This is a genomic window from Enterobacter chengduensis (assembly GCF_001984825.2).
GTDB lineage: Bacteria > Pseudomonadota > Gammaproteobacteria > Enterobacterales > Enterobacteriaceae > Enterobacter > Enterobacter chengduensis.
The window spans coordinates 3,450,439-3,475,453 of record NZ_CP043318.1 but is presented as its reverse complement, the minus strand read 5'-3'; the positions used below and the strand labels follow the sequence as shown (position 1 = coordinate 3,475,453).

Below are 25,015 nucleotides of genomic sequence, written 5' to 3'. Positions count from 1 at the left end.
GGACCTGTTGTCCGACTTCCTGCACCATTAAGGCTAAAAAGATTTCATGCGACTTGATAAGTTTATCGCTCAGCAACTCGGCGTAAGCCGCGCTATTGCCGGGCGCGAAATTCGCGCCAGCCGCGTTACCGTGGATGGCGACATTGTGAGAGACAGCGCGTTCAAACTGCAACCTGACCATCAGGTGGAGTATGACGGCAATCCGCTGACCCAGCAGCACGGTCCGCGCTACTTCATGCTCAACAAGCCGGAAGGCTACGTCTGCTCAACGGACGATCCCGATCACCCGACGGTGCTCTATTTCCTCGACGAGCCGGTGGCGCACAAGCTGCACGCCGCGGGCCGCCTCGACATCGACACCACCGGGCTGGTGCTGATGACCGACGACGGGCAGTGGTCGCACCGTATTACTTCTCCGCGTCACCACTGCGAGAAAACCTATCTGGTTATGCTGGAGTCGCCGGTTGCGGATGACACGGCAGAGCACTTCGCGAAAGGCGTTCAGCTGCATAATGAAAAAAGCCTGACCAAACCGGCGGTACTTGAGGTAATCACGCCGACCGAGGTCCGCCTGACCATCAGCGAAGGGCGCTACCATCAGGTGAAACGCATGTTTGCCGCGGTGGGGAACCGCGTTGTTGGCCTGCACCGCGAGCGGATTGGTGCGATTGAACTCGATACCGACCTGGCGCCAGGCGAATATCGCCCGTTAACGGAAGAAGAGATCGCCAGCGTCGGTCTGCCTTCGCACTAATTTCAGGAGAACTCTGTGACCACCAGGCCACACTCGTCGTTCAAAATCGTCTTCATTCTTGGCCTGCTGGCCATGCTGATGCCGCTGTCTATCGATATGTATCTGCCCGCGCTGCCGGTGATTTCCGCGCAGTTTGGCGTTCCGGCGGGCAGCGCGCAGATGACGCTCAGCACCTATATTCTCGGCTTTGCCCTCGGCCAGCTGTTTTATGGCCCGATGGCCGACAGCCTTGGACGCAAGCCCGTCATTCTGGGCGGGACGCTGGTCTTTGCGGCCGCGGCGGTTGCCTGCGCGCTGGCGCAGAGTATCGACCAGCTCATCGTCATGCGCTTCTTCCACGGCCTGGCGGCGGCAGCGGCCAGCGTGGTAATCAACGCCCTGATGCGCGACATCTACCCGAAGGAAGAGTTCTCCCGCATGATGTCGTTTGTCATGCTGGTCACGACGATTGCGCCGCTGGTGGCGCCGATGGCCGGTGGCGCGGTGCTTGCGTGGTTTAGCTGGCATGTCATTTTCTGGATCCTGGCCCTGGCCGCGCTGCTGGCCTCGGCGATGATTTTCTTCTTTATTGACGAAACGCTTCCCGTCGAGCGCCGCCAGAAGTTTCACATTCGCACCACAATGGGCAACTTTGCCTCGCTGTTTCGCCACAAGCGCGTGCTGAGCTATATGCTGGCGAGCGGGTTCAGCTTCGCCGGGATGTTTTCCTTCCTGAGCGCCGGGCCGTTTGTCTACATCGAGCTGAACCACGTTTCGCCGCAGCACTTCGGCTATTACTTTGCGCTGAACATCGTCTTCCTGTTCATCATGACCATCATCAACAGCCGCTTTGTCCGGCGGGTGGGGGCGCTGAACATGTTCCGCGCCGGGCTGTGGATCCAGTTTGTGATGGCTATCTGGCTGGTGGCGAGCGCGTTTCTCGGCGTGGGCTTCTGGGCGCTGGTGGTCGGCGTGGCGGCCTTTGTCGGCTGCGTGTCGATGGTCTCATCCAATGCGATGGCGGTGATCCTGGATGAGTTTCCGCACATGGCGGGAACCGCATCCTCACTGGCCGGGACGTTCCGCTTCGGCATCGGTGCTGTCGTTGGCGCGTTGCTTTCGATGGCCACCTTTACGACGGCATGGCCCATGCTGTGGGCGATGGCGTTTTGCGCAACCAGCTCGATACTCTTCTATCTTTACGCCAGTCGACCGCGAAAAGCGGCGCACTAAAATACAGAGAAGGCCCGGCAGGGCCTTTTTTGTTGACGCATATCAACCAAACCCCGTTCGTTTATGCTGTGTTTGTTTATTTTATGTAAAATCTATTTGTGTAAAAAGTCACATCATTGTATTCAAAAAGGTTGAGTTAGATCGCAGAAACGGGTACATATAGCGCCGACGCGAGCCTGTACACCGATAAAAAAGCGCTGAATAGTGCAGGCTGGCGATGATGTGTTACTATAAATGTAAATAAATTGTGAAGTAAATTTTGCTTCCGGGGAACGAACGTGAATACATTACAACTCTCCATTGTCCATCGCTTGCCCCAGAGCTATCGCTGGTCGGCGGGTTTTGCAGGTTCGAAAGTTGAACCGATTCCGCAAAACGTCGCGGGCTGTGACAACTGCCTCGTGGCGCTCAAGCTGTTGAGCCCGAGCGACGAAAATGCATGGCGGGTGATGGAGCGTCTCAGCCAGGCCCTGACGGATATCGAAGTGGACAGCTCCGTGCTGGAGTGTGAAGGCGAGCCGTGCCTGTTTGTGAAAAGCCAGGACGAATTTGCCGCCACCTGCCGTCTGAAGAATTTTGGCGTTGCCATTGCCGAGCCTTTTTCCGGCCAGTACCCGTTCTGACCGCTAGTCTGCCGACAACAGCTGGCGCGTGTAGCGCTGCGTTGGCGCGCTGAACACGCGCTGGCACTCACCCTGCTCGACCACCTCTCCCTGACGCAACACAATCACCTGATGGCATAGCGCCCGCACCACCTGCAAATCATGGCTGATAAAGATATAGGCCAGCCGGTGCTTTTCCTGAAGCCCTTTCAGCAGCGCCAGGATCTGCGCCTGAACGGTCCTGTCCAGCGATGACGTCGGTTCATCCAGAATAATCAGCTCCGGTTTCAGGATCAGCGCGCGGGCGATGGCAATACGCTGGCGCTGCCCGCCGGAGAATTCAGCGGGATAACGGTGGCGGGTCTCGGGATCCAGGCCCACTTCGGCCATGACCCGCATGACCTCCTGCTCGCGCTGCGGCGCGCTCAGGCCGGGCTGGTGCACGCGCAGGCCCTCTTCGACAATCTGTAACACGCTAAGCCGCGGGTTAAGCGAGGAGTTAGGATCCTGAAACACCACCTGCATGCGGGGCCGCACGGGCAGCATCTGGCGGCGGTTCCAGCGGTGCAGCGGCATGTCGTCAAAGAGGATCTCGCCCTCGGAGGCAATCAGGCGCAGCAGCGCCAGCCCGGTGGTGCTTTTGCCCGAACCGGATTCGCCCACCAGCCCCAGGGATTCCCCCGGGCGCAGCGAGAAGCGGATGTTTTTCAGCACCGGGTTGCGATCGACAACGCGCCGCAGAATACCTTTGCGGATCGGGAACGACACGGAGAGATCCTCAACGCGCAGCAGCGGCGCGCTGTCGGCCGCGAGAGGAACCGGGTCGCCGGAGGGTTCGCTGTCGAGCAGCCGCTGCGTATAGGGGTGCTGCGGCGCGCTCAGCAGCGTGGAGGCGCTGTTCTGTTCCACACAGCGTCCGTTTTGCATCACCGCGATGCTGTCGGCCAGCTTTCTCACAATGCTCAGGTTGTGCGTGATAAACAGCAGGCTCATGTTCAGCTCGTCGCGCAGCTCCCGCAGCAGCGTCAGTATTTGCGCCTGTACCGTCACGTCCAGCGCCGTTGTGGGCTCGTCGGCAATCAACAGTTCGGGCCGCGTGAGCAGGGCCATGGCGATCATTACGCGCTGGCGTTCGCCGCCGGAGAGCTGATGCGGAAAATCATTCAGCCGTTTGGCCGCGTTGCGGATGCCCGTTCGTTCCAGGCAATCCAGTATTTCGCCCCGCGCGGCCTCTTTGCGCATCCCTCGGTGCAGGGAGAGCACTTCATAGAGCTGTTTTTCCAGGCTGTGCAGCGGGTTAAGCGACACCATCGGCTCCTGAAAGATCATCGCGATTTTGTTGCCGCGAATGCCGCGCAGGGTAGGTTCGTCGGCGTGCAGCAGCGAACGGCCGTGAAACAGAATATCCCCCTGCGGATAGCTCACCGGCGGTGAAGGCAGCAGCCGCAGGATGGAGAGCGCCGAAACGCTCTTGCCTGAACCCGACTCACCCACAAGGGCCAGCGTTTCACCGGGCTGGATCTGCAGCGACAGGTCGGTGACCACGGTGCGCGTCTCGCTGTGCTTTGAAAAAGCAATCGACAGGTTATCAATACTGAGAAGGGGCTGGGTCATCTTATACCGCCTTGTTCGGATCGAAGGCATCGCGCACGGCTTCGCCGATAAAAATCAGCAGCGACAGCAGGACGGCAACGGAAAGAAAGGCGGCGATGCCTAACCACGGCGCCTGCAGGTTGTTCTTGCCCTGCAGCAGCAGTTCGCCGAGCGACGGAGAGCCCAGCGGCAGGCCGAAGCCCAGAAAGTCCAGCGAGGTGAGGGTGGTGATGGAGCTGCACAGAATAAACGGCAGGAAGGTGAGCGTGGCCACCACGGCGTTAGGCAGCATATGGCGGAAGATGATCCCCCGGTCGCTCACCCCAAGCGCCTGCGCGGCGCGGATATAGTCGAAATTGCGGGTGCGCAGAAACTCGGCCCGGACAACGCCCACCAGCGCCATCCAGCCGAACAGCACGGTGATGCCTAACAGCCACCAGAAGTTGGGCTGTACCACGCTGGAAAGCAGGATGATCAGAAACAGCGTCGGCATGCCTGACCAGACTTCAATAACCCGCTGGCCCCACAGGTCAATTTTCCCGCCGTAGTAGCCCTGAACCGCGCCCGCCACCACGCCCATTACGCTTGAGAAGATCGTCAGCATCAGCCCAAAGAGCAGCGAAATGCGCGTGCCGTACAGGATGCGCGCCAGCACGTCTCCGCCGTTGGCATCCGTCCCCAGCCAGTTTTGCGCGGAGGGCGGGGAAGGGAAGGGGGTCGTAGTGGCAAAGTTTATGCTGTTTGCGCCGAAGCGTACCGGCGCCCAGAGCGCCCAGCCGTGCTGCTCAATCTGCTGGCGCAGCCACGGATCCTGATACTCTGCCGGCGTCGCAAACGGGCCGCCAAAGTCGCTTTCGCTGTAGTTGGCAATAACCGGCACGTACCAGCGGTCGTTAAAATGCACCAGCAGCGGCTTGTCGTTGGCGATCAGCTCCGAACACATGCTCAAGGCAAACAGGACGGCAAAAATCCACAGCGACCAGTAGCCGCGGCGGTTGTGGCGAAAGCGGGCCCAGCGGGCCTGGTTGACGGGGCTTAAACGCGGCATCAGCGGCCCTCAAAATCAATTCGGGGATCGACCAGCGTATAGCTGATATCGCTGATGATATTCAGCAGCAGGCCAATCAGGGTGAAAATATAGAGCGTGCCGAACATCACCGGATAGTCACGCGATACGGTAGCCTCATAGCCCAGCAGCCCCAGACCGTTGAGCGAGAACATCACCTCGATCAGCAGCGATCCGGTAAAAAACATGCCGATAAACGTGGCCGGGAATCCGGCGATCACCAGCAGCATGGCGTTGCGGAACACGTGTTTCCACATGATCTGCTTCTCGCTCACGCCCTTGGCGCGGGCCGTCACCACGTACTGCTTGCGAATTTCATCGAGAAAGGAATTTTTGGTCAACATGGTCAGGGCGGCAAACCCGCCAATGACCGTGGCCAGCACCGGCAGCGTGATGTGCCAGAGGTAGTCGGTGATTTTCTGATACCACGGCAGGGAACTGAAATCGGCGGAGACCAGCCCCCGCAGCGGGAAGAGGTCGAAATAGCTGCCCCCGGCAAAAAAGACGATCAGCAGGACGGCAAACAGGAACGCCGGGATGGCATAGCCGATGATGATGAACGTGCTGCTCCAGATATCGAAGCGGCTGCCGTTATGCACCGCTTTGCGGATCCCGAGCGGGATAGAGACCAGATAGATAATCAGCGTTCCCCACAGCCCCAGCGTGATCGAAACCGGCAGGCTTTGCTTAATCAACGTTAACACTGACGCGCTGCGAAACAGGCTGTCGCCAAAATCAAAGCGGATGTAATCCCAGAGCATTTTGAAATAGCGCTCGTGAATCGGTTTGTCAAAGCCGTAGCGGTGGGTGATCTCGGCGATCACTTCCGGATCCAGCCCGCGTCCGCCGCGGTAATGGCTTTCGCTGATATTGCCAACGCCGGTTCGCGCATGGCTCGCGCCCATGCCTTCGCCCCCGCCGCCCGGCATGCCGCCGCTGTTGCCAAATTCAATGGCGGCAATGGACTGATCGACCGGGCCGCCAGGGGCGATTTGCACGATAAAAAAGTTAATCGTGATGATGGCCCACAGGGTGGGGATGATCAGCAGGAGACGACGGATAAGATAGGCACCCATGATGATTCCCTATCGCCGCTCAGCGGGAAGTCTGGCGGCTTTGTTAACGTCATACCACCAGGTATCAAAGCCCAGGGAATAGACGGGGCGCACGGCAGGCACGGAGAACTTGTCCCAGCGCGCAAGGCGATCTTCGCCCATGTACCACATTGGCAGCATGTAATAGTTCCAGGTTAAGACCCTGTCGAGGGCGCGTCCGAGCGGCAGGAGCTTTTCTTTATTCCCCTGCGCCGCCACGATTTGCGCAATCAGCGCGTCAACCGCCGGGCTTTTTACCCCCGGCGCATTGTAGGAGGAGTCGATATAGCTGGAGGCCCAGGAGATTTGCAGGTCCGAGCTGGGCCAGGGCTGCGCGGGCCACAGGCGCTGCATCATGTCGTAATCACGGCTGCGCATGCGGCTGGTGATCTGGGCGTTATCGACCTGACGAATGTTCATGGTCACGCCCAGCCGCTCGAGGTTATGCTTAAACGGCAGTACCCACTGATCGTTGCCCCCGGACGAGAGCAGCAGCTCAAAGCTGAGAGGCTTACCCGTTTTGGCGTCCACGCGCTTTTGATTTTTCAGGTGCCAGCCTGCGTCATCCAGCAGCTTGCTGGCTTTCAGCAGGTTGTCGCGGTCGTAACCGTCTCCGTTCGACGCGGGCGGCTGAAACACGGTGGTGAATACCTGCGGGGGGATCTCTGATTTCAGCGGCGCCAGCAGGACCAGCTCGTCGGCTTTCGGATAATCCCGCGCGGCGTACTCGGTATTCTGAAAATAGCTGTTCGCGCGGCTGTAGGCCCCGTAAAACAGCGCTTTGTTCATCCATTCAAAATCAAAGGCCAGAGATATCGCTTCCCGCACCCGGCGGTCACTGAATACCGGGCGCTGAATATTAAACGCCAGCCAGCGGGTGTCCTGAGCAGACTCATTTTTGTGCTCGTCTTTGACGATATAGCCTTTAGCGAAATTTTTGCCGATATAGCGGGTCGCCCAGTTTTTGGCGCTGCTCTCTACGCGTAAATCGAAGGCCCCGGCTTTGAAGGCTTCAAACGCCACGTTATCGTCGAGGTAGTAATCATAGCGAAGGGTATCAAAGTTCCAGCGCCCGCGGTTTACCGGCAGATTGGCCGCCCAGTAGTCTTTGACGCGAGAGTAAACGACATATTGCCCCATGCGCCAGTCGGTGATGCGGTAGGGGCCGCCAGCCAGCGGCGGGGTGGAGAGCGGGTCGCTTAGCTTATGATTTTTCCAGAACGATTCAGGCATCACCGGCAGCGAGAACAGGCTCAGCATATTCTCTTTGTTGGGTTCGCTCAGCTCAATGCGCACGGTGAGCGGCGCAATGGCGCTGACGGACGCGCCTTTGTATACGATGCGGAACTGGGGCACGCCTTCGGTCATAAATTTATGGAAGGTGAACGCAACGTCGCTGGCCTTAACCGGCGTACCGTCATGAAAACGCGCCCGCGGGTTCAGCGAGATTTCCGCCCAGGCAAAGTTATCGGCGTAACGTACGTTATCGGCAATCAGCGGATAGTAGCTGCCGGGTTCATCATCAGACGTCACGAAGAGCGTATCGTAAAGCGATTCCGTTCGCGCGGCCGCCACGCCGCGCAGGGCGAAGCGGTTGAAGTTATCGAACGTTCCCGTGGCGGAAAGCGTGACCTTACTGCCCTTCGGCGCGGCAGGGTTGACGTAATCAAAGTGCGTAAAATTGACCGCGTATTTCGGCTCGCCAATCACCGCGAAGGCGATATTTTCTTTGATGGCCTGCGCCCGGCTGGACAGGCTTGTCAATGCCAACATCAGCAACATGAAGCGCATAAGCATCTGGCGGCGGCTCCCTCTTTAACAGACCGGCTCGGTTAAGCTGAATAATAAGTGACGTCACGGGCAATGTGAAATTAATCACCCGCGGGCGAAATATCAGGCCGCCATTCGCGAAACTGCGCCAGCGGCATCGGGCGGCTAATCCAGTAGCCTTGCAGGTAGTTAACGCCGTGCTCGCGCAGCCATGCAGCCTGTTCCGGCGTTTCCACCCCTTCGGCGACGGTCAACATATTCATTCGTCTTGCCAGCGTCAGAACGGCATCCAGCACCGGCGAGGTCACGGTCTCCGTACCTATCGCATTAACAAAACCACGGTCGATCTTGAGATAGTCCATGGTGAAATGCTCAAGATAAATCAGCGCGCTGTGGCCGGTGCCAAAATCATCGATGGCTATCTCAAACCCTTCGTTATGCAGCCATTCGAAGAGGCTGCTGGCTTCCCGATGATTAAGCATGTCGCGTTCGGTAATTTCCAGCACGATCTGGAAGTAATCCGCCGGCATTAACGCTTTGAAGGTGCGCATATCGTCTTTGAAGCTTTCTGCATGCAGGTGCCCCGGCGCGATGTTAATGCCCATTTTTGCGCCCGGAGGTAACACCGTCTGTAAAACGGGAGCATCGTGAATGATAAGGTCAAAGAGATGCAGCGTCAGCGGAACGATCAGCTTTTGCGCTTCAGCAAAGTTGATAAACGCGTCCGGCGGAATTTCCCCCATTGTCGGGTGTTTCCAGCGCATCAGGACTTCAAGCCCGGTCATCCTGAGGGATTTGGCATCAACGACGGGCTGGTAAACCACATAAAACTGACCGCGCTTGATGGCGCTTAAAATCTCTTTGCCCGGGTTAACCCGAATACTCAGGATGTAGTAGTTGAGCGATCCGGCGCAAATACCGCATACCAGCCCAAAGAAGAGGGCGTAGAGAATTTCATCGCTGGTCCAGGCGTCCGCATACAGCTTGATGGTCAGAGGCAGATCGTTTAGCGTCGCGGTCCGGGCCGGGATTTCGTGCAGGTCGCTCGCCTCGATAAGCTTACTGGATTGCGTTGACAACGCCTTATCACCGATGATGAGGGCGATGCCCGCGAACTCATCCTGGCGCGCGGTGTAGAGCAGGTAAGGCGTGAGATTGATATTCACCGAGGTGAATACGCCGCCGTCTTTTACCAACGGGTTACGATACCAGATGGCAATGGCGGGCCTGTTGGGCAGCATGGGTGTGCCTGCAAGCAACGCCATATCAATCTGCTTGTCGATGTGCAGCTCGGGTATCAGCTCCTCCATCGGGGTATTCATCGGGCCGGTGGCAGAAGAGCAGAAGGCCATTTTGTCTCTGACCAGCAGGAAAGCGCGAACGTTAATGCTAAAGGCGGCGCGCGAGGTGAGCTCCTGGTTGACGTCGTGACAGCTATTTAGCGTGAGCGGCTGGAGAACATCGACAGCGTGCTTTAACTCGTCGAAATAGCTTTCCATATAGATGCTGATATCGTGAATCAGGGTGTCAAATTTGACTTCCCGCTTATGGTAGCTCCAGAAAAATTGCAACGAACCCAGGAGCAGGGCGGCGATCAGGCCTGTGATAATACTGAGGATCAGTATCTTGCGATTGCTGGAGAAGTAGCGGGTGAACATAGACGTCGTGATTCCTGAAATGCCGCTCGATGTATTCAGTGTAATGGGCAAAAAAAAACACTGCCTAAGCAGTGCTTCTTTTCATCATATCGTCAGCCAAGGGATAACCAACGATACAATTATCATATTAACTGCGGGTCAGTACGCGACGCGCTTCGTTGTAGCGCTTCTTCCAGTACGGTTCGTTCATGCTGGAAATGGTCACACCGCTGCTGGTGGAGGCATGGACAAACTGATCGTTGCCAATGTAGATGCCAACATGTCGACCTGTAGAACCGGCACGGAACAGAACTAAATCACCGGTGCGCAGTTTGGTACGTGAAATCGACTTGCCCATCTCCTGCTGTTCATAAGTTGAACGCGGAAGATCTAACCCAAATTGTTCGCGGAAGGTACGCTGTACAAAACCGGAACAATCAATACCTGTTTTCGTGCTGCCGCCAAGACGATAGCGCACGCCTTTCCAGTCAGCATACTGGTCCATAATGCGGGACTTCACGTCCAGATTACGTACCATATTTTCAAATTCATCCTGAGAGGCTTGCAGTGAAGAGGAATCTTCCATTCCCACAACACGCGTCTCAGGATGCATATTCTTTGCGGTGTTCGATGTACTACATGCAGATAACAGTACCGCGACTGCTATCGCCGGGATGCCCCGTAAGATATATCTCAGAAACGGTTGAGATTTGACCATTTTGTTTATTTTCCCTTGAAGTCCTTAACGATAAATATCGTTATAAAAATGCCAAACGTGACGAGACTAATTATCTGTTCACATTGAGACAATTCTTTCTGGTCACATTTGTGGCATAGCGCACAAAATTATTCACCATTGAAATAATTATCCCTATGGGGCAAAACGAGTTCGAGATTAACCGATTGCCTGGGGTATTGCGAGTAAAAAAAGCCCTTTTTTTATAAGAAAATGTGATACAGAAAGTAAAAATCTGTAATTGCTCAGAATGCAGTCAGATCCGACGCTTTATCGCGCAATTGCTTCATTTCTATCATGAATATGATGACGAGAATATGACAGTGGGGAAAGATCGTGGCGAGAACGCTATCAGGGATCATGTCGATCCCTGATAGCGCAGGTTAATTTAGGTTAGTTATTTGTTTAATTGTTGTTGCGTTTTACCAGGAAGATAGCGATCGAACATCGCTATTATCCTGTCGCTCAGTGGGGTCATTAAACACCACGGCAGCGCAATCAGCGCCACGGAGAGCGAACCGACGGCAATATCGGTGAACCAGTGAGCGCCAATCATTACGCGCGGGAAGGCAAAAACCACAAAAATAATCAGGGCTATGGCAAACGCTTTTCTGCCGAAATAGCGAAGCATGATTGCGGAAAAAATAAGCAACATCATGCCGTGATCGCCGGGGAAACTGTCCTTCGACGCATCTTTTGTTGGAATATGCAGCAGTTCGCTGACGCGATGAATATCGGTGAAGAAGAGCGTTGGGCTGGAACGCTTAACCGGAATAATCGCGTTGGCCAGCTGGTTAATGACAACGGCAAACAGCAGCATCACCAGGCCGATAATCAAAATACGTCGGCGTCCCGCCTTATCTTCTTTAAGCCAGAAAGAGAGCATCAGGCAGCCCATCGCCAGCAGCGAGAAGCCGTCGAAGGCGCGGTTGTTGGTAATGGCCACCAGCCACAGGAACGCGTTGCTCTTCACCAGCTCCTGGTTGAAGAAGTGAAAAATGGCAGAATCCAGCGGGAACCAGAAACCGTGATCTGCCGGGATATACCAGGAGAAGAAAAGCGCCAGGCCGGCGACATTAAGCAGTAATATCAGGGGAAATCGAGTTGTCATAACGTTCTGCATAGTGTGAAAACTGGGGCAACGTTAGCCGCCCGAACTTAAACGAATCCTCAACAGGCTGGACTGCAGGGCATTCCAGTCGGCGTTAACCGCACTAATTAACTCTATTCGGCTATCAGGCGGCGCTACATTTTGCGTTTCAATAAAGAAATCGTCGCCCTGACGGTTGATCCGCACCAGGCCGTCCGGCGTGCGCATGATCCCCTTCACGCGATCGACGGGAGCATGTCGGGCCCACTCCAGGATCCCGATGGTATCGAAAACGATGTCAGCATCAAAAATCCACCCGCAGGCCTGATATCCCTGACCGCTGTTAAGGTTACGACGCCAGCGCTGATGTTCGGGCAGGCTAAGGGCGGCTAATCCCTGTTTCACAGGATGGCGATGCGCATGTTCCGCGCTGGCCGGAAGTTCAGCCAGGTTGAGACGTGGAAGGTCAAGCAGAGCGATATCAATATTTCCCTGAGTGGCCTGCACCCGCGTGCGATTGCCGCCGAAGTGTTGCCACCACGCGTCCAGCGCGGCCTGGCTTTCAGCCGTGGCGCGATCGTCTTTATTGGCAACGATAACGTCAGCCGAGGCGAGCTGGTCACGGAAGTTCTCATTGGCCACCGCTTTGTCATCCAGGAGCTGGCGCGGATCGAGCAGGCACAGGGTAGCGCGCAGATCGATCCACGGCTCGTAAACCGGGGCGGTCAGTAAATCGAGGATCTGCTTCGGGTGACCCAGCCCGGTGGGTTCAATTAGCAGGCGGTCGGGTTTACCCTGACGCAGCAGCGTATTGAGCCCGACCTGCATCGGCAGGCCATTCACGCAGCACATGCATCCGCCGGGTATCTCTTTAATCATTGCGCCGCTGGAAGACAGTAACGCGCCGTCGATGCCCACCTCGCCAAATTCATTGACCAGCACGGCCCACTTCTCGGCCGGATCTTTATTCGCCAGCAGGTGGAGAATTGAGGTGGTTTTACCGCTGCCGAGAAAACCGGTGATGAGGTTGGTTTTGGTCACGTGCGCTCCAGATGAGAATTGTGATGCTGTAACACTTCTCTCTATCCTGGCGAAAAACGTGACCGGTGAGAAGGGGAAGGGCGAACGGAGGCCACATCCGTTCGCCTTAAGCGCAATAATCGTTAAATATTTAACGTTTCGATAACAGCCTGACGCGCGCCGTGGCGAGTAATGCGCCGGTATGCCTGGCCGACAGCCTCCACAAACAGGCTGTTTTGCGGGAGATCGTGACCAAAGACTTCACTCAGCCCCAGCAGCGCGTTGACGCGGTCGGCGTCGCTGCTGGCGTTAACCATCGCGCGGATTTTATCGCTGAGGGGATCGCGAACGTCAATCGCGTTGCCGCGTTCATCCATGCCGCTGACGTAGCGTATCCAGCCGGCCACGCCGAGGGCCAGCAGCGGCCACGGCGTTTTTCGCTCAAGGTGGACGCGGATCCCGTCCAGCATTCTCTGGGGCAGTTTCTGGCTACCGTCCATCGCGATTTGCCAGGTCCGATGCTGGAGGGCCGGGTTGGCAAAGCGCTCAAGCAGGCTGTCGGCGTATGCGGTGAGGTCTACATCCTTAATCCGTAAGGTGGGCGCCTGCTCGTCCAGCATGAGGCGACGAGCGGCGTCGCGGAACGCGGCGTCCTCCATGCATTCATTAATATGGGCGTAGCCCGCGAGATACCCCAGATACGCCAGGAAAGAGTGGCTGCCGTTGAGCATGCGTAATTTCATCTGCTCCCAGGGCAGAACATCCTGCACCATCTGAACGCCCGCGACTTCCCACTCCGGACGTCCAGCGACAAAGTTATCTTCCACCACCCACTGAATAAACGGCTCGCAGCTGATGGCGCACGGATCGTCCACGCCCAGCGCGTCGGTAATTTCCGCCAGCGAGGCTTCCGTGGCGGCGGGCACAATCCTGTCGACCATCGTTCCCGGGAAGCTCACGTGGCGATCAATCCATTCAGACAGTTCCGCAGAACGCTTTTGCGCCATGCCCAGTACCGCGTTTTTCACCACGTGACCGTTATCAGGGATGTTGTCGCACGAGAGCACGGTAAACGCAGGCAGGCCGCGCTCGCGGCGGCGGTGAAGCGCCTCGACCAGGATCCCGGGGGCGGAGTGCGGCTCTGCGGGGTTTTCCAGGTCGTGGATTATCCGCGCGTTGTGCAGATCGAGCTTTCCGGTGGCGGGATCGATGCAGTAGCCTTTTTCCGTGATGGTAAGCGACACGATAGCCACCTGCGGCTCACAAAATTTCTCAATGATGGCGGGCAGGGAATCCAGCTTTGCGTTCAGGCACTCATGGACGGCACCGACGATAATCGCCTCATTGCCTTCAGCTCCTTTCTCCAGCACCGTGAACAGATGATCCTGCGCGCGCAGCTGGCTCATCAGCACATCGCCGCTGAAGAGGCTAATCTCGCAAATGCCCCAGTCGCCGCCTTTTTCATTCAGCACCCGATTTGTTAACAATGCCTGGTGCGCACGGTGAAACGCGCCAAAGCCAAAATGAACGATGCGGGAGCGTAGTTGCGCACGATCGTAGCGCGGTTGCTGCACCTGGGCTGGAAGGGCGGCGGAGGCAATTGTCTTCATGAGATACACACCTGATTAACCATTAATTAACAATGCCAGTGTAAAGTTATATGACAGCAAATAAAATTGGTGATCCGTAAATATCCCCGTTCTGTGAGTTTGATCAATCAATGTGTGGCGCTATATTGACCCTTTGCGGTAAACATGTATGGTAGTCGTCATTGAAGTAACGCATATTGGTATAACAACTTAAGAGGGTGAGGCAATGGAACAAACCTGGCGTTGGTACGGGCCGAACGATCCGGTTTCTCTTGATGATGTGCGTCAGGCTGGCGCAACGGGTATCGTCACGGCGCTGCATCATATTCCTAACGGTCAGGTGTGGCCGGTAGAGGAAATTCAACAGCGTCAGGCGCTGCTGGCGGAGAAAGGGTTAACGTGGTCCGTGGTGGAAAGCATTCCGGTTCATGAAGATATCAAAACCCATTCAGGGGAGTACCAGACCTGGATTGCTAACTACCAGCAGAGCATTCGCAACCTGGCGGCCTGCGGCATTGATACGGTCTGCTATAACTTCATGCCTATCCTCGACTGGACGCGAACCGACCTTGAATATCAGATGCCGGACGGTTCAAAAGCGCTGCGCTTCGACCAGATCGCCTTTGCGGCGTTTGAGCTGCATATTCTGAAACGTCCTGGCGCCGAAGCGGACTATACCGCAGAAGAGCTGCAGCAGGCGCGCGCGTGGTTTAACGCCGCCAGCGACGCGGACATCGAAAAGCTGACCCGCAATATCATTGCCGGCCTGCCGGGCGCGGAAGAGGGCTATACCCTGGATCAGTTCCGCGCGCGCCTGGCGGAATATGGCGATATCGATAAGCAGCAGCTGCGCGAAAACATGGCGTATTTCCTGCGCGCTATCGTGCCGGTTGCGGAAGAGGTCGGCGTGCGTCTGGCGGTGCATCCGGACGATCCACCGCGTCCTATCCTCGGTCTGCCGCGCATCGTCTCCACCCTTGAAGACATGCAGTGGCTGAAAGAGACGGTCAACAGCATTTATAATGGCTTCACCATGTGTACCGGCTCCTACGGCGTGCGTGCGGATAACGACCTGGTGCAGATGATTGAAACCTTCGGGGATCGTATCCACTTCACGCATCTGCGCGCGACCTGCCGTGAAGAGAATCCAAAGACCTTCCACGAGGCTGCGCATCTTGGCGGCGATGTGAATATGGTCGCGGTGGTAGACGCCATTCTGGCGGAAGAGGCGCGTCGTAAGCAGGCGGGCGATGTGCGTCCTATTCCGTTCCGTCCGGATCACGGCCACCAGATGCTGGACGATCTGCGTAAGAAAACCAACCCGGGCTACTCGGCGATTGGCCGTCTTAAAGGGATGGCGGAAGTGCGCGGCGTTGAGCTGGCGCTTAAGATGACGAAGTATCCGGAGCTTCTGTAAGCTCTGTTGCCCGGTGGCGCTAACGCTTACCGGGCCTACAAAAAAACCGGCCTGAGAGCCGGTTTTTGCGTTTTGTAGGCCGGGTAAGGCGAAGCCGCTACCCGACACGTGCCGTACTCAGTCAGCGCGACCCATATAGCGTTTTTCTTCGATATGGATGCGGATCTTCTCGCCTGCAGAGAGGTATTCCGGCACCTGCACAACCAGGCCGGTGGTCAGGGTCGCCGGTTTGTTGCGGGCACTTGCTGACGCGCCTTTGATGCCTGGCGCGGTTTCAACGATTTCCAGATCGACGGTCTGCGGCAGCTCCAGCGCCAGCAGCACGCCGTCCCAGGTCAGGACCTGCATGTCAGGCATGCCGCCTTCCGGGATGAAGAGCAGCTCTTCTTCAATCTGATCTTTGGTGAAGATGTACGGGGTGTAATCTTCTTTGTCCATGAACACGTATTCGTTGCCGTCGATGTAGGAAAAATCGACATAGCGGCGGGTCAGGGTCACGGTATCGACGATATCGTCACCCTTGAAGCGCTCTTCGACCTTCAGGCCGGTGCGCACATCGGCGAAACGCATTTTGTACAGCGTTGCTGCACCACGGGCGCTCGGGGCCTGAATGTCGATATCTTTCACAATCAGCAGTTTGCCGTTGTAATTCAGCACCATACCTTTCTTAATTTCGTTCGCTCTTGGCATTGCAGTAATCCTGTTTACGGGAGGTAAAAAATATCGCGCCAAATTACTCGCGCGCGGCCTTTCAGGCAAGCGGAATTCGTGGCTTTTGCTATCAATACGCAAAAGGTGTTACTGTGCGCGCGATGCCCGACTGCGCGGGCATGAGCCCGCGAAAGAGAGCATTTATGGATTGCCGTTCCGATTGTGGCGCGTGCTGTACTGCACCGTCTATTTCAAGCCCCATTCCAGGAATGCCCGAGGGCAAGCCTGCCAATACCCGCTGCGTTCAGCTCTCTGAAGCCAACCTGTGTATGATCTTTGGTTCGCCGCTGCGCCCGAAAGTCTGCTCCGGGCTTCAGCCCACGGCCGAAATGTGCGGTAGCACGCGCGAGCAGGCGATGACGTACCTTCTTGAGCTGGAAGCGCTCACCGCGCCTTAAACGTCTTTAATCTTCGCCAGACAGCCGAGCGTCAGCGTACACATCACCAGCGCAATCCAGAACACCGTGTGATAGTTCCAGATTTCAGCCACCACGCCGGCCAGGGAGCCAGCGATAATCCAGCCCACGCGGGTGGTATTAGTATACAGGGTGGTGGCAGAGCCTGCCTGACCCGGCATCAGATCCTGGAAATAGAGCATGCCTATCCCGGCGAGAATGCCGATATAGATGGCGTTCAGCAGCTGTAAAGCCAGCAGCAGACCCGGCGTATGTACCGTCAGCATACCGATATAGAACAGCAGACCGGCGGCAGCGGCGATGCGCATTAAAAAACGCTTGCCGAAGCGCTTTGCGTAATACCCCGCTATCAGCATGGTCGGGATCTCCAGACCTGCGGCGGTGCCCATCATGATGCCGGCCAGCTTCTCCGGCAGGTGCAGTTCATCAATAATAAACAGCGGCATATTGATGATATACAGGCTGTTAGTGCCCCACATCAGCGTGCAGATAACAAACAGGAGCAGGGCGTCGCGGCGGTTACGGCGCGGCGCTTCCAGTACGCCCGTTGCCACTTTGGGCTCTTTGCGCATGGACGGCAGGAAAAACCACACCAGCGCGCCGCACGCCACAAACGCGACGGCCGCACTCAGGTACATCACCGTAAAGCCAAAACCCATCGCCAGCGCGTAGGCCAGCGGCGGGCCAATCACCCATGCCAGCGACACCTGAGCGCGCAGGACAGAGCTGAACATCACCGCTTCACGTCCGGTATGGTCGGCGTGTTCTCGGGCCAGCGCGAACAGCTGTGGGTTAGCCGTTGAGCCAAAGCTGCTCAGAAATACCCCGATGAAAAGCAGAATGAAGTAGTTGCGGTTCCAGGCAAACAGCACGCAGGCCATGACCCCCAGCAGACAGCAGAAAACGATCAGGCTTTTGCGATCGCCTTTTCTGTCGGATCGTCCCGCCAGAAACTGGCTGACCAGGATACCGATGATGGCGCTTCCGGTAAAAAAGAAGCCGACCATCGCCGGACGGACGTGAACCTCGTTGGTCAGAAACAGGCTCAATGTCGGCGTCTGTAACGCACCGGCAATGCCCGTGAAGAAGGCAACAATCAGAAACGCCGCTGAGGTTAAATCAAAGGGCTTCGGCGAGATGGCCGCAGGGGTGTTATGCATGTTTTATAATTAGCGAGTAGCAGAGAGGGGCGGAGTTTACGCCGTTAGCTAAAAAATAAACAGTGGGTGAAGTCAATGATGCCACGAAAAATCAAAATGGCATTTCAACTTACCTCTCATCCTGCTGACCTCAGCTGAAACTGGCTAGCTGAACTTCAGCAACATTCAGCTGAACGAAGAAGAAATGTGCTGTATCTCTAAATTCTGACATCAGAAATACGAGTTTACTTGCAAGGTATAGCAGAAAGCGCAAGACTTTTTGAAACGTTTCAGCGCTATCTTGTTTAAACAAACGGAGCAGGCTAGCGCATTTTTTCTCATTAAAGCTGAAACGATTCAAGTTCAGCAGGAGTGGAGAACCATGTTCCAGTTATCTGTTCAGGATATCCACCCGGGCGCTCAGGCCGGGGATAAAGAAGAGGCTATTCGCCAGGTTGCCGCTGCGCTTGTGCAGGCGGGTAACGTCGCGGACGGCTATGTCAACGGCATGCTGGCCCGCGAGCAGCAAACCTCCACCTTCCTCGGTAATGGGATTGCCATTCCGCACGGCACTACCGACACCCGTGACCAGGTGCTGAAAACCGGCGTGAAGGTTTATCAGTTCCCTCAGGGCGTGCTCTGGGGCGACGGTCAGGTGGCGTATGTGGCAATCGGGATCGCGGCCAGCAGCGACGAACATTTAGGCCTGCTGCGTCAGCTGACGCATGTCCTGAGCGATGACGCGGTGGCGGAACAGCTGAAGTCCGCCACGACTGCTGAAGAGCTGCGCGCCTTACTGATGGGCGAAAAACAGAGCGAAGCGCTGAAGCTGGATAATGAAACGCTGACGCTGGATGTGGTTGCCTCCGATCTGGTGACGCTGCAGGCGCTGAACGCGGGTCGTCTGAAAGAGGCCGGCGCGGCGGATGCCACGTTTGTGACGCGCGTGATTAACGATAAGCCGCTGAATCTCGGTCAGGGTATCTGGCTGAACGACAGTGCTGAAGGCAACCTGCGCAGCGCTATCGCCGTGAGCCGTGCGGCCACTGCGTTTGACGTCGAAGGCGAGCGCGCGGCCATGCTGGTGACCGTAGCGATTAACGATGAACAGCCGGTTTCCGTGCTGAAGCGTCTGGGCGATCTGCTGCTGAACAACCAGGCTGAAAAACTGCTGAACGCCGATGCCTCCACCGTGCTGGCACTGCTGACCAGCGATGATGCGCTGCAGGAAGACGTGCAGACCGCTGAGTTCGTGGTCCGTAACGAACACGGTCTGCATGCCCGTCCGGGCACCATGCTGGTGAATACCATTAAACAGTTCGAGAGTGAGATCACCGTGGCGAATCTTGACGGCACGGGCAAACCGGCCAACGGCCGTAGCCTGATGAAAGTGGTCGCGCTGGGCGTGAAGAAAGGCCACCGTCTGCGCTTCACCGCGCAGGGGGCCGATGCTGAACAGGCGCTGAAAGCGATTGGCGACGCCATCGCGGCAGGTCTGGGGGAGGGCGCATAATGAGCAGACGTGTTGCGACTATTACGCTGAACCCGGCTTATGACCTGGTAGGATTTTGCCCGGAAATTGAGCGCGGCGAAGTCAACCTCGTGCGTACCACCGGCCTGCATGCTGCGGGCAAAGGGATCAACGTCGCGAAAGTGCTCAAGGATCTCGGTATCGACGTCACCGTGGGGGGATTCCTCGGTAAAGATAACCAGGATGGTTTCCAGCAGCTGTTCAGCGAGCTGGGTATTGCTAACCGTTTTCAGGTTGTTCAGGGCCGTACCCGCATCAACGTTAAGCTGACGGAGAAAGACGGTGAAGTGACCGACCTGAACTTCTCTGGCTTCGAAGTCACCCCGTCGGACTGGGAGCGTTTTGTGAACGACTCTCTGACCTGGCTGGGCCAGTTTGACATGGTCTGCGTCAGCGGGAGCCTGCCGTCCGGCGTGAGCCCGGAAGCCTTTACCGACTGGATGACGCGCCTGCGCAGCCAGTGCCCGTGCATCATTTTTGACAGCAGCCGCGACGCGCTGGTTGCGGGCCTGAAAGCCTCTCCGTGGCTGGTGAAGCCGAATCGCCGCGAGCTGGAAATCTGGGCGGGCCGTAAGCTGCCAGAATTAAAAGATGTGATTGACGCTGCCCATGCGCTGCGCGAGCAGGGGATCGCTCACGTGGTTATCTCTCTTGGTGCAGAAGGCGCGCTGTGGGTTAACGCGTCTGGCGAATGGATCGCCAAACCGCCGTCAATGGAGGTTGTGAGTACCGTTGGCGCAGGGGATTCCATGGTTGGCGGCCTGATCTACGGCCTGCTGATGCGTGAATCCAGTGAACATACGTTACGTCTTGCCACCGCCGTTGCTGCCCTGGCCGTGAGCCAGAGCAATGTCGGTATTACCGATCGTACCCAGTTAGCCGCGATGATGGCGCGCGTTGACTTAAAACCTTTTAACTAACAGCAGGAGAGGAATAATGAAAACGCTGCTGATCGTTGACTCCGGTCTCGGACAGGCCCGCGCCTATATGGCGAAGACCTTGCTGGGCGCGGCGGCACAAAAAGCGCATCTGGAGATTATCGATAATCCAGTCGATGCAGAACTGGCCATTGTCCTGGGCGACAAAATCCCGGCTGACAGTGCGCTGAACGGCAAAAAAGTGTGGCTCGGCGATATTAATCGCGCGGTGGCCCATCCGGAACTGTTCCTGAGCGAAGCGAAAGGCCACGCGTCTGTCTACAGCGCGCCGGTCGCGACGGCTCAGGCCGCGGGTCCGAAACGCATTGTTGCGGTGACGGCCTGCCCGACGGGCGTGGCGCACACCTTTATGGCGGCTGAAGCCATTGAAACCGAAGCGAAAAAACGCGGCTGGTGGGTAAAAGTCGAAACCCGTGGCTCCGTGGGTGCCGGCAACGCTATCACCCCGGAAGAAGTGGCGGAAGCCGATCTGGTGATTGTGGCGGCGGATATCGAAGTGGATCTGGCGAAGTTTGCCGGTAAACCGATGTACCGCACCTCGACCGGCCTGGCGCTGAAAAAGACCGCGCAGGAGTTTGATAAGGCGCTGGCGGAAGCCAAACCTTACCAGGCTACCGGTGCGGCTAAAACCGCGACGGAAGGTAAGAAAGAGTCCGCAGGCGCCTATCGTCACCTGCTGACCGGCGTCTCTTACATGCTGCCGATGGTGGTGGCGGGTGGTCTGTGTATCGCGCTGTCGTTCGCGTTTGGTATTACCGCATTTAAAGAAGAAGGTACCCTTGCGGCTGCGCTGATGCAGATCGGCGGTGGTTCAGCCTTCGCGCTGATGGTGCCGGTTCTGGCAGGCTTTATTGCCTTCTCCATCGCTGACCGTCCTGGCCTGACGCCGGGTCTTATCGGCGGTATGCTGGCCGTAAGCACCGGTTCCGGCTTTATCGGCGGCATCATCGCCGGTTTCCTGGCCGGTTACGTCGCGAAGCTGATCAGCTCGAAGCTCAAGCTGCCGCAGAGTATGGAGGCGCTGAAGCCAATCCTGATCATCCCGCTGATTTCCAGCCTGGTGGTCGGCCTGGCGATGATTTACCTGATTGGTAAGCCGGTTTCGGGCATCCTGGCGGGCCTGACCCACTGGCTGCAAACCATGGGTACCGCGAACGCGGTTCTGCTGGGCGCAATCCTCGGCGGCATGATGTGTACCGACATGGGCGGTCCGGTGAACAAAGCGGCATACGCGTTTGGCGTTGGCCTGCTGAGTACCCAGACCTACGCGCCGATGGCGGCCATCATGGCGGCCGGTATGGTGCCACCTCTGGCGCTCGGCCTGGCGACCATTATCGCCCGTCGTAAGTTCGACAAAGCGCAGCAGGAAGGCGGTAAAGCGGCGCTGGTGCTGGGTCTGTGCTTCATCACCGAAGGGGCGATTCCGTTTGCGGCGCGCGATCCGATGCGCGTGCTGCCGTGCTGTATCGTCGGCGGTGCGGTAACGGGGGCCATCTCCATGGCGATTGGCGCGAAGCTGATGGCACCGCACGGCGGTCTGTTCGTCCTGCTGATCCCTGGCGCCATCACCCCGGTACTGGGTTACCTGCTGGCAATCATTGCCGGTACGCTGGTGGCGGGTCTCTCTTACGCGGTGCTGAAACGTCCGGAAGCGGAAGTAGTCGCAAAAGCGGCGTAAGCGATACGCAATAAAAAAGCCGGGTTGCTTAGCACCCGGCTTTTTTTATGCCGCCTGTTCAGCGGTTTGCTGTGCCTTCAGCCAGGCGATCTCTTCTGCCCAGATGTCGGGATTAATGGTCTCCAGCACCATCGGGATGCCGTCGAAGCGAGCATCCTGCATGATGAAGCGAAACGCATCGTGGCCAATATTGCCTTCGCCCAGGCTGTGGTGGCGGTCAACGCGGCTGCCAAAGGCGCTTTTCGCATCGTTTAAGTGCATGCCGCGCAGGTACTGAAAGCCCACAATGCGCTCGAACTCATCAAACGTGTTTTTCGTCGCCTCGGTTGTGCGCAGGTCATAGCCGGCCGCAAACGCGTGGCAGGTATCAATACACACGCCGACGCGGGATTTATCCTCCACGCCGTCAATGATTGCCGCCAGATGTTCGAACTTAAAGCCGAGGTTGCTGCCCTGACCGGCGGTATTCTCAATCACCGCCGTGACGCCTTTGGTCTTGTCCAGGGTAATGTTGATGGACTCGGCAATGCGCGCCAGGCAGGCGTCTTCATCGATCTGCATCAGATGGCTACCCGGATGGAAGTTCAGCAGCGTCAGCCCCAGCTGTTCGCAGCGCTGCACTTCATCAAGAAACGCCTCGCGGGATTTTTCCAGCGCCTCTTCAACCGGGTGACCGAGGTTGATCAGGTAGCTGTCGTGGGGAAGGATCTGGCCGGGCCCGTAGCGGTATTTCTCACAGGCGGCTTTGAAATCATCAATCACCTCAGCGGTGAGCGGTGCGGCGCGCCACTGGCGCTGGTTTTTGGTGAACAGGGCGAAAGCGGTCGCCTCAATTTCGGCGGCGCGAATGGCGGCATTCGCGAGGCCACCGGCAGCGCTGACGTGCGCTCCAACATATTTCATAAAAAAACTCCTGCTAACCCGAAACGCCTATGATAGCGGGTTAGCAGGAGAAGGACGAGATGGTTTATGCCATCAGGCTATGGACCGCGAGGTTAATCGCGCCGCCCCCGACAATCAGCCAGATGAAGAGCACCAGCGCCATCAGCAGCGGTTTCGCCCCGGCTTTTTTCAGCGCGCTGACGTGCGTGGTCACCCCCAGCGCCGCCATGGCCATCGCCAGCAGCACGGTATCCAGCGTCACCAGCATATCCACGACCGCTTGCGGCAGCAGGTGGAAGGAGTTGAAAATTGCCACCACGATGAACAGGATCGCAAACCACGGAATGGTGATTTTACTCTTCTGATTGCTGTTTGCCGGTGCCAGCTGCTTAACCCGCGCCGCGAGGAAAATCAGGAACGGCGCCAGCATCATTACGCGCAGCATTTTGGCAATCACCGCCGCGTTTTCCGCTTCCGGGTTAATGGCGTGACCTGCCGCCACCACCTGGGCCACTTCGTGCATCGTCGAACCGATATAGATGCCGTAGGTTTCCGGGCTAAACCAGTGGGCCACCAGCGGATACAAGGCCGGGTAGAGGAAAATCGCCAGCGTACCGAAGATGACGACCGTCGCCACCGCCACGGTCACCTTGCTGGCTTCGGCCTTAACGACGGGCTCCGTTGCCAGCACCGCCGCCGCGCCGCAGATGCTGCTCCCGGCGCCGATCAGCCAGCTGGTTTGCTTATCCAGTCCAAAGACTTTCTGACCGATAAAGCAGGCCAGCAAAAAGGTGCTGGTCAGGGTCAGGACGTCAATGGCAATCCCGCTCACGCCCACGTCCGCAATCTGCGAAAAGGTGAGGCGGAAGCCGTAAAGAATGATCCCGAGACGCAGCAGGTGCTGTTTGGCAAAAATCACGCCGCCGTCGCAGGATTTCCAGATGTGCGGATAAACGGTATTTCCCACGACCATGCCGAGCAAAATAGCCAGCGTTAATGCACTAAACCCTGCACCGGCCACTGCCGGTATACTGCCGCCCCATAAGGCCACACCTGTGACGACGGCGCTGAGCGCAAGACCCGGCACGAAGTGCCACACTGTACGATGATGTTGTAAGGTGATTTCTGACATAACCTTCTCCTTTGTCTGGCTAAAGGTTACGGCGCTCTGGCTTAAAAATAAAATTGATTATATACTTATAATCAATCTATATAAGTGGTAAGCAACCATGCACATTACCTTGCGTCAGCTGGAAGTGTTTGCCGAGGTGCTGAAAAGCGGCTCGACGACCCAGGCGTCACAAATGCTGGCGCTCTCTCAGTCCGCGGTCAGCGCGGCGTTGACCGATCTTGAAGGACAGCTGGGCGTCCAGCTTTTCGACAGGGTAGGGAAGCGTCTGGTGGTCAACGAGCACGGCCGTCTTCTTTATCCACGCGCGCTGGCGCTGCTGGAGCAGGCTATCGAAATCGAACAGCTGTTCCGTGAAGACAACGGCGCGATACGCGTATACGCCAGCAGCACCATCGGAAACTATATCCTGCCGGAGGTGATTGCCCGCTACCGCCGGGATTTCCCGACGCTTCCGCTCGAGATGAGCGTGGGCAATAGCCAGGACGTGATCAACGCGGTGATCGATTTCCGCGTGGATATCGGTCTTATTGAAGGCCCGTGCCACAATGTCGATATCATTGCCGAGCCCTGGCTGGAAGATGAGCTGGTGGTGTTTGCCTCCCCGGCCTCGTCGCTACTGCAGGGCGAGGTGACGCTGGAGCGCCTGGCGCAGGCGCAGTGGATCCTGCGCGAACAGGGCTCCGGCACGCGTGAAATAGTCGATTACCTGCTGCTGTCTCATCTGCCGCATTTCCAGTTAGGAATGGAGCTGGGGAACTCGGAGGCCATCAAGCACGCGGTGCGCCACGGTCTGGGGATCAGCTGTCTTTCCCGGCGGGTGATTGCCGAACAGCTTGAGACCGGATCGCTGGTTGAGATCCCGGTTCCATTGCCGAAGCTTGTGCGCACGCTGTGGTGTATTCACCATCGTCAGAAACACCTTTCCAGCTCGCTGCAGCGTTTTCTGCGCTACTGCGCCATTTAACATTCGCCTCACTCTCCCCAAAGGGGAGAGGGAAAAATGATGCT

General features: G+C 57.1%; 22 protein-coding genes. 9 read left to right on the top strand and 13 right to left on the bottom strand.

All coding sequences use genetic code 11. From position 1 onward, the window contains the following. Positions 1-46 precede the first annotated feature (46 nt). The 3 genes from rsuA (at position 47) to FY206_RS16820 (ending at position 2,589) form a co-directional block, all read left to right on the top strand. Positions 47-754 (top strand): 16S rRNA pseudouridine(516) synthase RsuA, encoded by a 708-nt coding sequence (gene rsuA, locus FY206_RS16830; RefSeq protein ID WP_032641827.1) that lies wholly within the window; start codon positions 47-49, stop codon positions 752-754. Positions 755-769: 15 nt separating this feature from the next. After that, entirely contained in the window at positions 770-1,966 is a 1,197-nt protein-coding gene (locus FY206_RS16825; protein WP_032641825.1) for a Bcr/CflA family multidrug efflux MFS transporter, read from the top strand. A gap of 278 nt (positions 1,967-2,244) precedes the next feature. After that, entirely contained in the window at positions 2,245-2,589 is a 345-nt protein-coding gene (locus tag FY206_RS16820) for a YejG family protein (RefSeq protein WP_032641823.1), read from the top strand. Between the two features lie 3 nt (positions 2,590-2,592). Here FY206_RS16820 and yejF read toward each other — a convergent pair whose 3' ends face one another. The 9 genes from yejF to FY206_RS16775 form a co-directional block, all read right to left on the bottom strand. Then, positions 2,593-4,182, bottom strand: a complete 1,590-nt coding sequence (gene yejF, locus FY206_RS16815) for a microcin C ABC transporter ATP-binding protein YejF (protein ID WP_032641820.1) — start codon at positions 4,180-4,182, stop codon at positions 2,593-2,595. Position 4,183: 1 nt separating this feature from the next. Continuing rightward, on the bottom strand, positions 4,184-5,209 hold the full coding sequence (locus FY206_RS16810) for an ABC transporter permease (RefSeq protein ID WP_032641818.1): 1,026 nt from the start codon (positions 5,207-5,209) through the stop codon (positions 4,184-4,186). Beyond that, positions 5,209-6,303, bottom strand: coding sequence for a microcin C ABC transporter permease YejB (locus tag FY206_RS16805; protein ID WP_032641816.1), 1,095 nt, complete (start codon positions 6,301-6,303; stop codon positions 5,209-5,211). The genes FY206_RS16810 and FY206_RS16805 overlap by 1 nt, the downstream gene beginning before the upstream one ends. Positions 6,304-6,312: 9 nt before the next feature. Further along, positions 6,313-8,118, bottom strand: coding sequence for an extracellular solute-binding protein (locus tag FY206_RS16800; RefSeq protein WP_032641814.1), 1,806 nt, complete (start codon positions 8,116-8,118; stop codon positions 6,313-6,315). 74 nt (positions 8,119-8,192) lie between these two features. Beyond that, positions 8,193-9,749: a cyclic di-GMP phosphodiesterase gene (locus FY206_RS16795; protein WP_032641811.1), complete on the bottom strand. Its 1,557-nt coding sequence runs from the start codon at positions 9,747-9,749 to the stop codon at positions 8,193-8,195. 127 nt (positions 9,750-9,876) lie between these two features. Then, positions 9,877-10,446: a bifunctional murein DD-endopeptidase/murein LD-carboxypeptidase gene (gene mepS / locus FY206_RS16790; protein WP_008500946.1), complete on the bottom strand. Its 570-nt coding sequence runs from the start codon at positions 10,444-10,446 to the stop codon at positions 9,877-9,879. A gap of 415 nt (positions 10,447-10,861) precedes the next feature. Beyond that, positions 10,862-11,575, bottom strand: coding sequence for a phosphatase PAP2 family protein (locus tag FY206_RS16785; RefSeq protein WP_167513853.1), 714 nt, complete (start codon positions 11,573-11,575; stop codon positions 10,862-10,864). 33 nt (positions 11,576-11,608) lie between these two features. After that, positions 11,609-12,595 carry a CobW family GTP-binding protein gene (locus FY206_RS16780; RefSeq protein WP_032641807.1) on the bottom strand — a complete coding sequence of 329 codons (987 nt, stop codon included), beginning with the start codon at positions 12,593-12,595 and terminating at the stop codon, positions 11,609-11,611. Positions 12,596-12,717: 122 nt separating this feature from the next. Next, positions 12,718-14,184 carry a mannitol dehydrogenase family protein gene (locus FY206_RS16775; protein WP_032641805.1) on the bottom strand — a complete coding sequence of 489 codons (1,467 nt, stop codon included), beginning with the start codon at positions 14,182-14,184 and terminating at the stop codon, positions 12,718-12,720. A 205-nt stretch (positions 14,185-14,389) separates the two neighbouring features. On the opposite strand from FY206_RS16775, the gene uxuA reads away from it, so the two are divergent. Beyond that, entirely contained in the window at positions 14,390-15,580 is a 1,191-nt protein-coding gene (gene uxuA / locus FY206_RS16770; RefSeq protein WP_032641803.1) for a mannonate dehydratase, read from the top strand. A 117-nt stretch (positions 15,581-15,697) separates the two neighbouring features. Here the strand turns inward: uxuA and yeiP are convergent, their stop codons facing one another. Continuing rightward, positions 15,698-16,270, bottom strand: coding sequence for an elongation factor P-like protein YeiP (gene yeiP, locus FY206_RS16765; protein WP_008500940.1), 573 nt, complete (start codon positions 16,268-16,270; stop codon positions 15,698-15,700). A gap of 164 nt (positions 16,271-16,434) precedes the next feature. Between yeiP and FY206_RS16760 the strand changes: the two genes are divergently transcribed. Further along, complete coding sequence (locus FY206_RS16760; protein ID WP_032641801.1) at positions 16,435-16,689, top strand: YkgJ family cysteine cluster protein; 255 nt, start codon at positions 16,435-16,437, stop codon at positions 16,687-16,689. Here FY206_RS16760 and setB read toward each other — a convergent pair. Then, positions 16,686-17,867 carry a sugar efflux transporter SetB gene (gene setB / locus FY206_RS16755; RefSeq protein ID WP_032641798.1) on the bottom strand — a complete coding sequence of 394 codons (1,182 nt, stop codon included), beginning with the start codon at positions 17,865-17,867 and terminating at the stop codon, positions 16,686-16,688. The two genes, FY206_RS16760 and setB, sit on opposite strands and share 4 nt — an antisense overlap. A gap of 361 nt (positions 17,868-18,228) precedes the next feature. On the opposite strand from setB, the gene fruB reads away from it, so the two are divergent. The 3 genes from fruB to fruA are packed head-to-tail and all read left to right on the top strand — an operon-like array spanning position 18,229 to position 21,993. Further along, entirely contained in the window at positions 18,229-19,359 is a 1,131-nt protein-coding gene (gene fruB / locus FY206_RS16750; protein ID WP_032642680.1) for a fused PTS fructose transporter subunit IIA/HPr protein, read from the top strand. Continuing rightward, complete coding sequence (gene fruK, locus FY206_RS16745) at positions 19,359-20,297, top strand: 1-phosphofructokinase (RefSeq protein ID WP_008500936.1); 939 nt, start codon at positions 19,359-19,361, stop codon at positions 20,295-20,297. The genes fruB and fruK overlap by 1 nt, the downstream gene beginning before the upstream one ends. A 16-nt stretch (positions 20,298-20,313) precedes the next feature. Continuing rightward, positions 20,314-21,993, top strand: coding sequence for a PTS fructose transporter subunit IIBC (gene fruA, locus FY206_RS16740; RefSeq protein ID WP_032641795.1), 1,680 nt, complete (start codon positions 20,314-20,316; stop codon positions 21,991-21,993). 45 nt (positions 21,994-22,038) lie between these two features. Here fruA and nfo read toward each other — a convergent pair whose 3' ends face one another. Continuing rightward, positions 22,039-22,896, bottom strand: a complete 858-nt coding sequence (nfo, locus tag FY206_RS16735; protein WP_032641793.1) for a deoxyribonuclease IV — start codon at positions 22,894-22,896, stop codon at positions 22,039-22,041. Positions 22,897-22,960: 64 nt separating this feature from the next. Next, the gene (locus tag FY206_RS16730; protein WP_032641791.1) at positions 22,961-24,007 is read right to left on the bottom strand and encodes a YeiH family protein; all 1,047 of its coding nucleotides are present in this window, start codon (positions 24,005-24,007) and stop codon (positions 22,961-22,963) included. A 97-nt stretch (positions 24,008-24,104) separates the two neighbouring features. On the opposite strand from FY206_RS16730, the gene yieE reads away from it, so the two are divergent. Further along, complete coding sequence (yieE, locus tag FY206_RS16725; RefSeq protein WP_023312476.1) at positions 24,105-24,971, top strand: DNA-binding transcriptional regulator YeiE; 867 nt, start codon at positions 24,105-24,107, stop codon at positions 24,969-24,971. Positions 24,972-25,015 lie beyond the last annotated feature (44 nt).

Coding starts and splice junctions, on each gene's coding strand:
- uxuA (WP_032641803.1), top strand. CDS start 14,390: ATGGAACAAACCTGGCGTTGGTACGGGCCGAACGATCCGGTTTCTCTT.
- FY206_RS16810 (WP_032641818.1), bottom strand. CDS start 5,209: ATGCCGCGTTTAAGCCCCGTCAACCAGGCCCGCTGGGCCCGCTTTCGC.
- mepS (WP_008500946.1), bottom strand. CDS start 10,446: ATGGTCAAATCTCAACCGTTTCTGAGATATATCTTACGGGGCATCCCG.
- yieE (WP_023312476.1), top strand. CDS start 24,105: ATGCACATTACCTTGCGTCAGCTGGAAGTGTTTGCCGAGGTGCTGAAA.
- FY206_RS16805 (WP_032641816.1), bottom strand. CDS start 6,303: ATGGGTGCCTATCTTATCCGTCGTCTCCTGCTGATCATCCCCACCCTG.
- fruA (WP_032641795.1), top strand. CDS start 20,314: ATGAAAACGCTGCTGATCGTTGACTCCGGTCTCGGACAGGCCCGCGCC.
- fruB (WP_032642680.1), top strand. CDS start 18,229: ATGTTCCAGTTATCTGTTCAGGATATCCACCCGGGCGCTCAGGCCGGG.
- setB (WP_032641798.1), bottom strand. CDS start 17,867: ATGCATAACACCCCTGCGGCCATCTCGCCGAAGCCCTTTGATTTAACC.
- FY206_RS16785 (WP_167513853.1), bottom strand. CDS start 11,575: ATGACAACTCGATTTCCCCTGATATTACTGCTTAATGTCGCCGGCCTG.
- FY206_RS16795 (WP_032641811.1), bottom strand. CDS start 9,749: ATGTTCACCCGCTACTTCTCCAGCAATCGCAAGATACTGATCCTCAGT.
- yejF (WP_032641820.1), bottom strand. CDS start 4,182: ATGACCCAGCCCCTTCTCAGTATTGATAACCTGTCGATTGCTTTTTCA.
- nfo (WP_032641793.1), bottom strand. CDS start 22,896: ATGAAATATGTTGGAGCGCACGTCAGCGCTGCCGGTGGCCTCGCGAAT.
- fruK (WP_008500936.1), top strand. CDS start 19,359: ATGAGCAGACGTGTTGCGACTATTACGCTGAACCCGGCTTATGACCTG.
- FY206_RS16760 (WP_032641801.1), top strand. CDS start 16,435: ATGGATTGCCGTTCCGATTGTGGCGCGTGCTGTACTGCACCGTCTATT.
- FY206_RS16730 (WP_032641791.1), bottom strand. CDS start 24,007: ATGTCAGAAATCACCTTACAACATCATCGTACAGTGTGGCACTTCGTG.
- FY206_RS16800 (WP_032641814.1), bottom strand. CDS start 8,118: ATGCTTATGCGCTTCATGTTGCTGATGTTGGCATTGACAAGCCTGTCC.
- rsuA (WP_032641827.1), top strand. CDS start 47: ATGCGACTTGATAAGTTTATCGCTCAGCAACTCGGCGTAAGCCGCGCT.
- FY206_RS16775 (WP_032641805.1), bottom strand. CDS start 14,184: ATGAAGACAATTGCCTCCGCCGCCCTTCCAGCCCAGGTGCAGCAACCG.
- yeiP (WP_008500940.1), bottom strand. CDS start 16,270: ATGCCAAGAGCGAACGAAATTAAGAAAGGTATGGTGCTGAATTACAAC.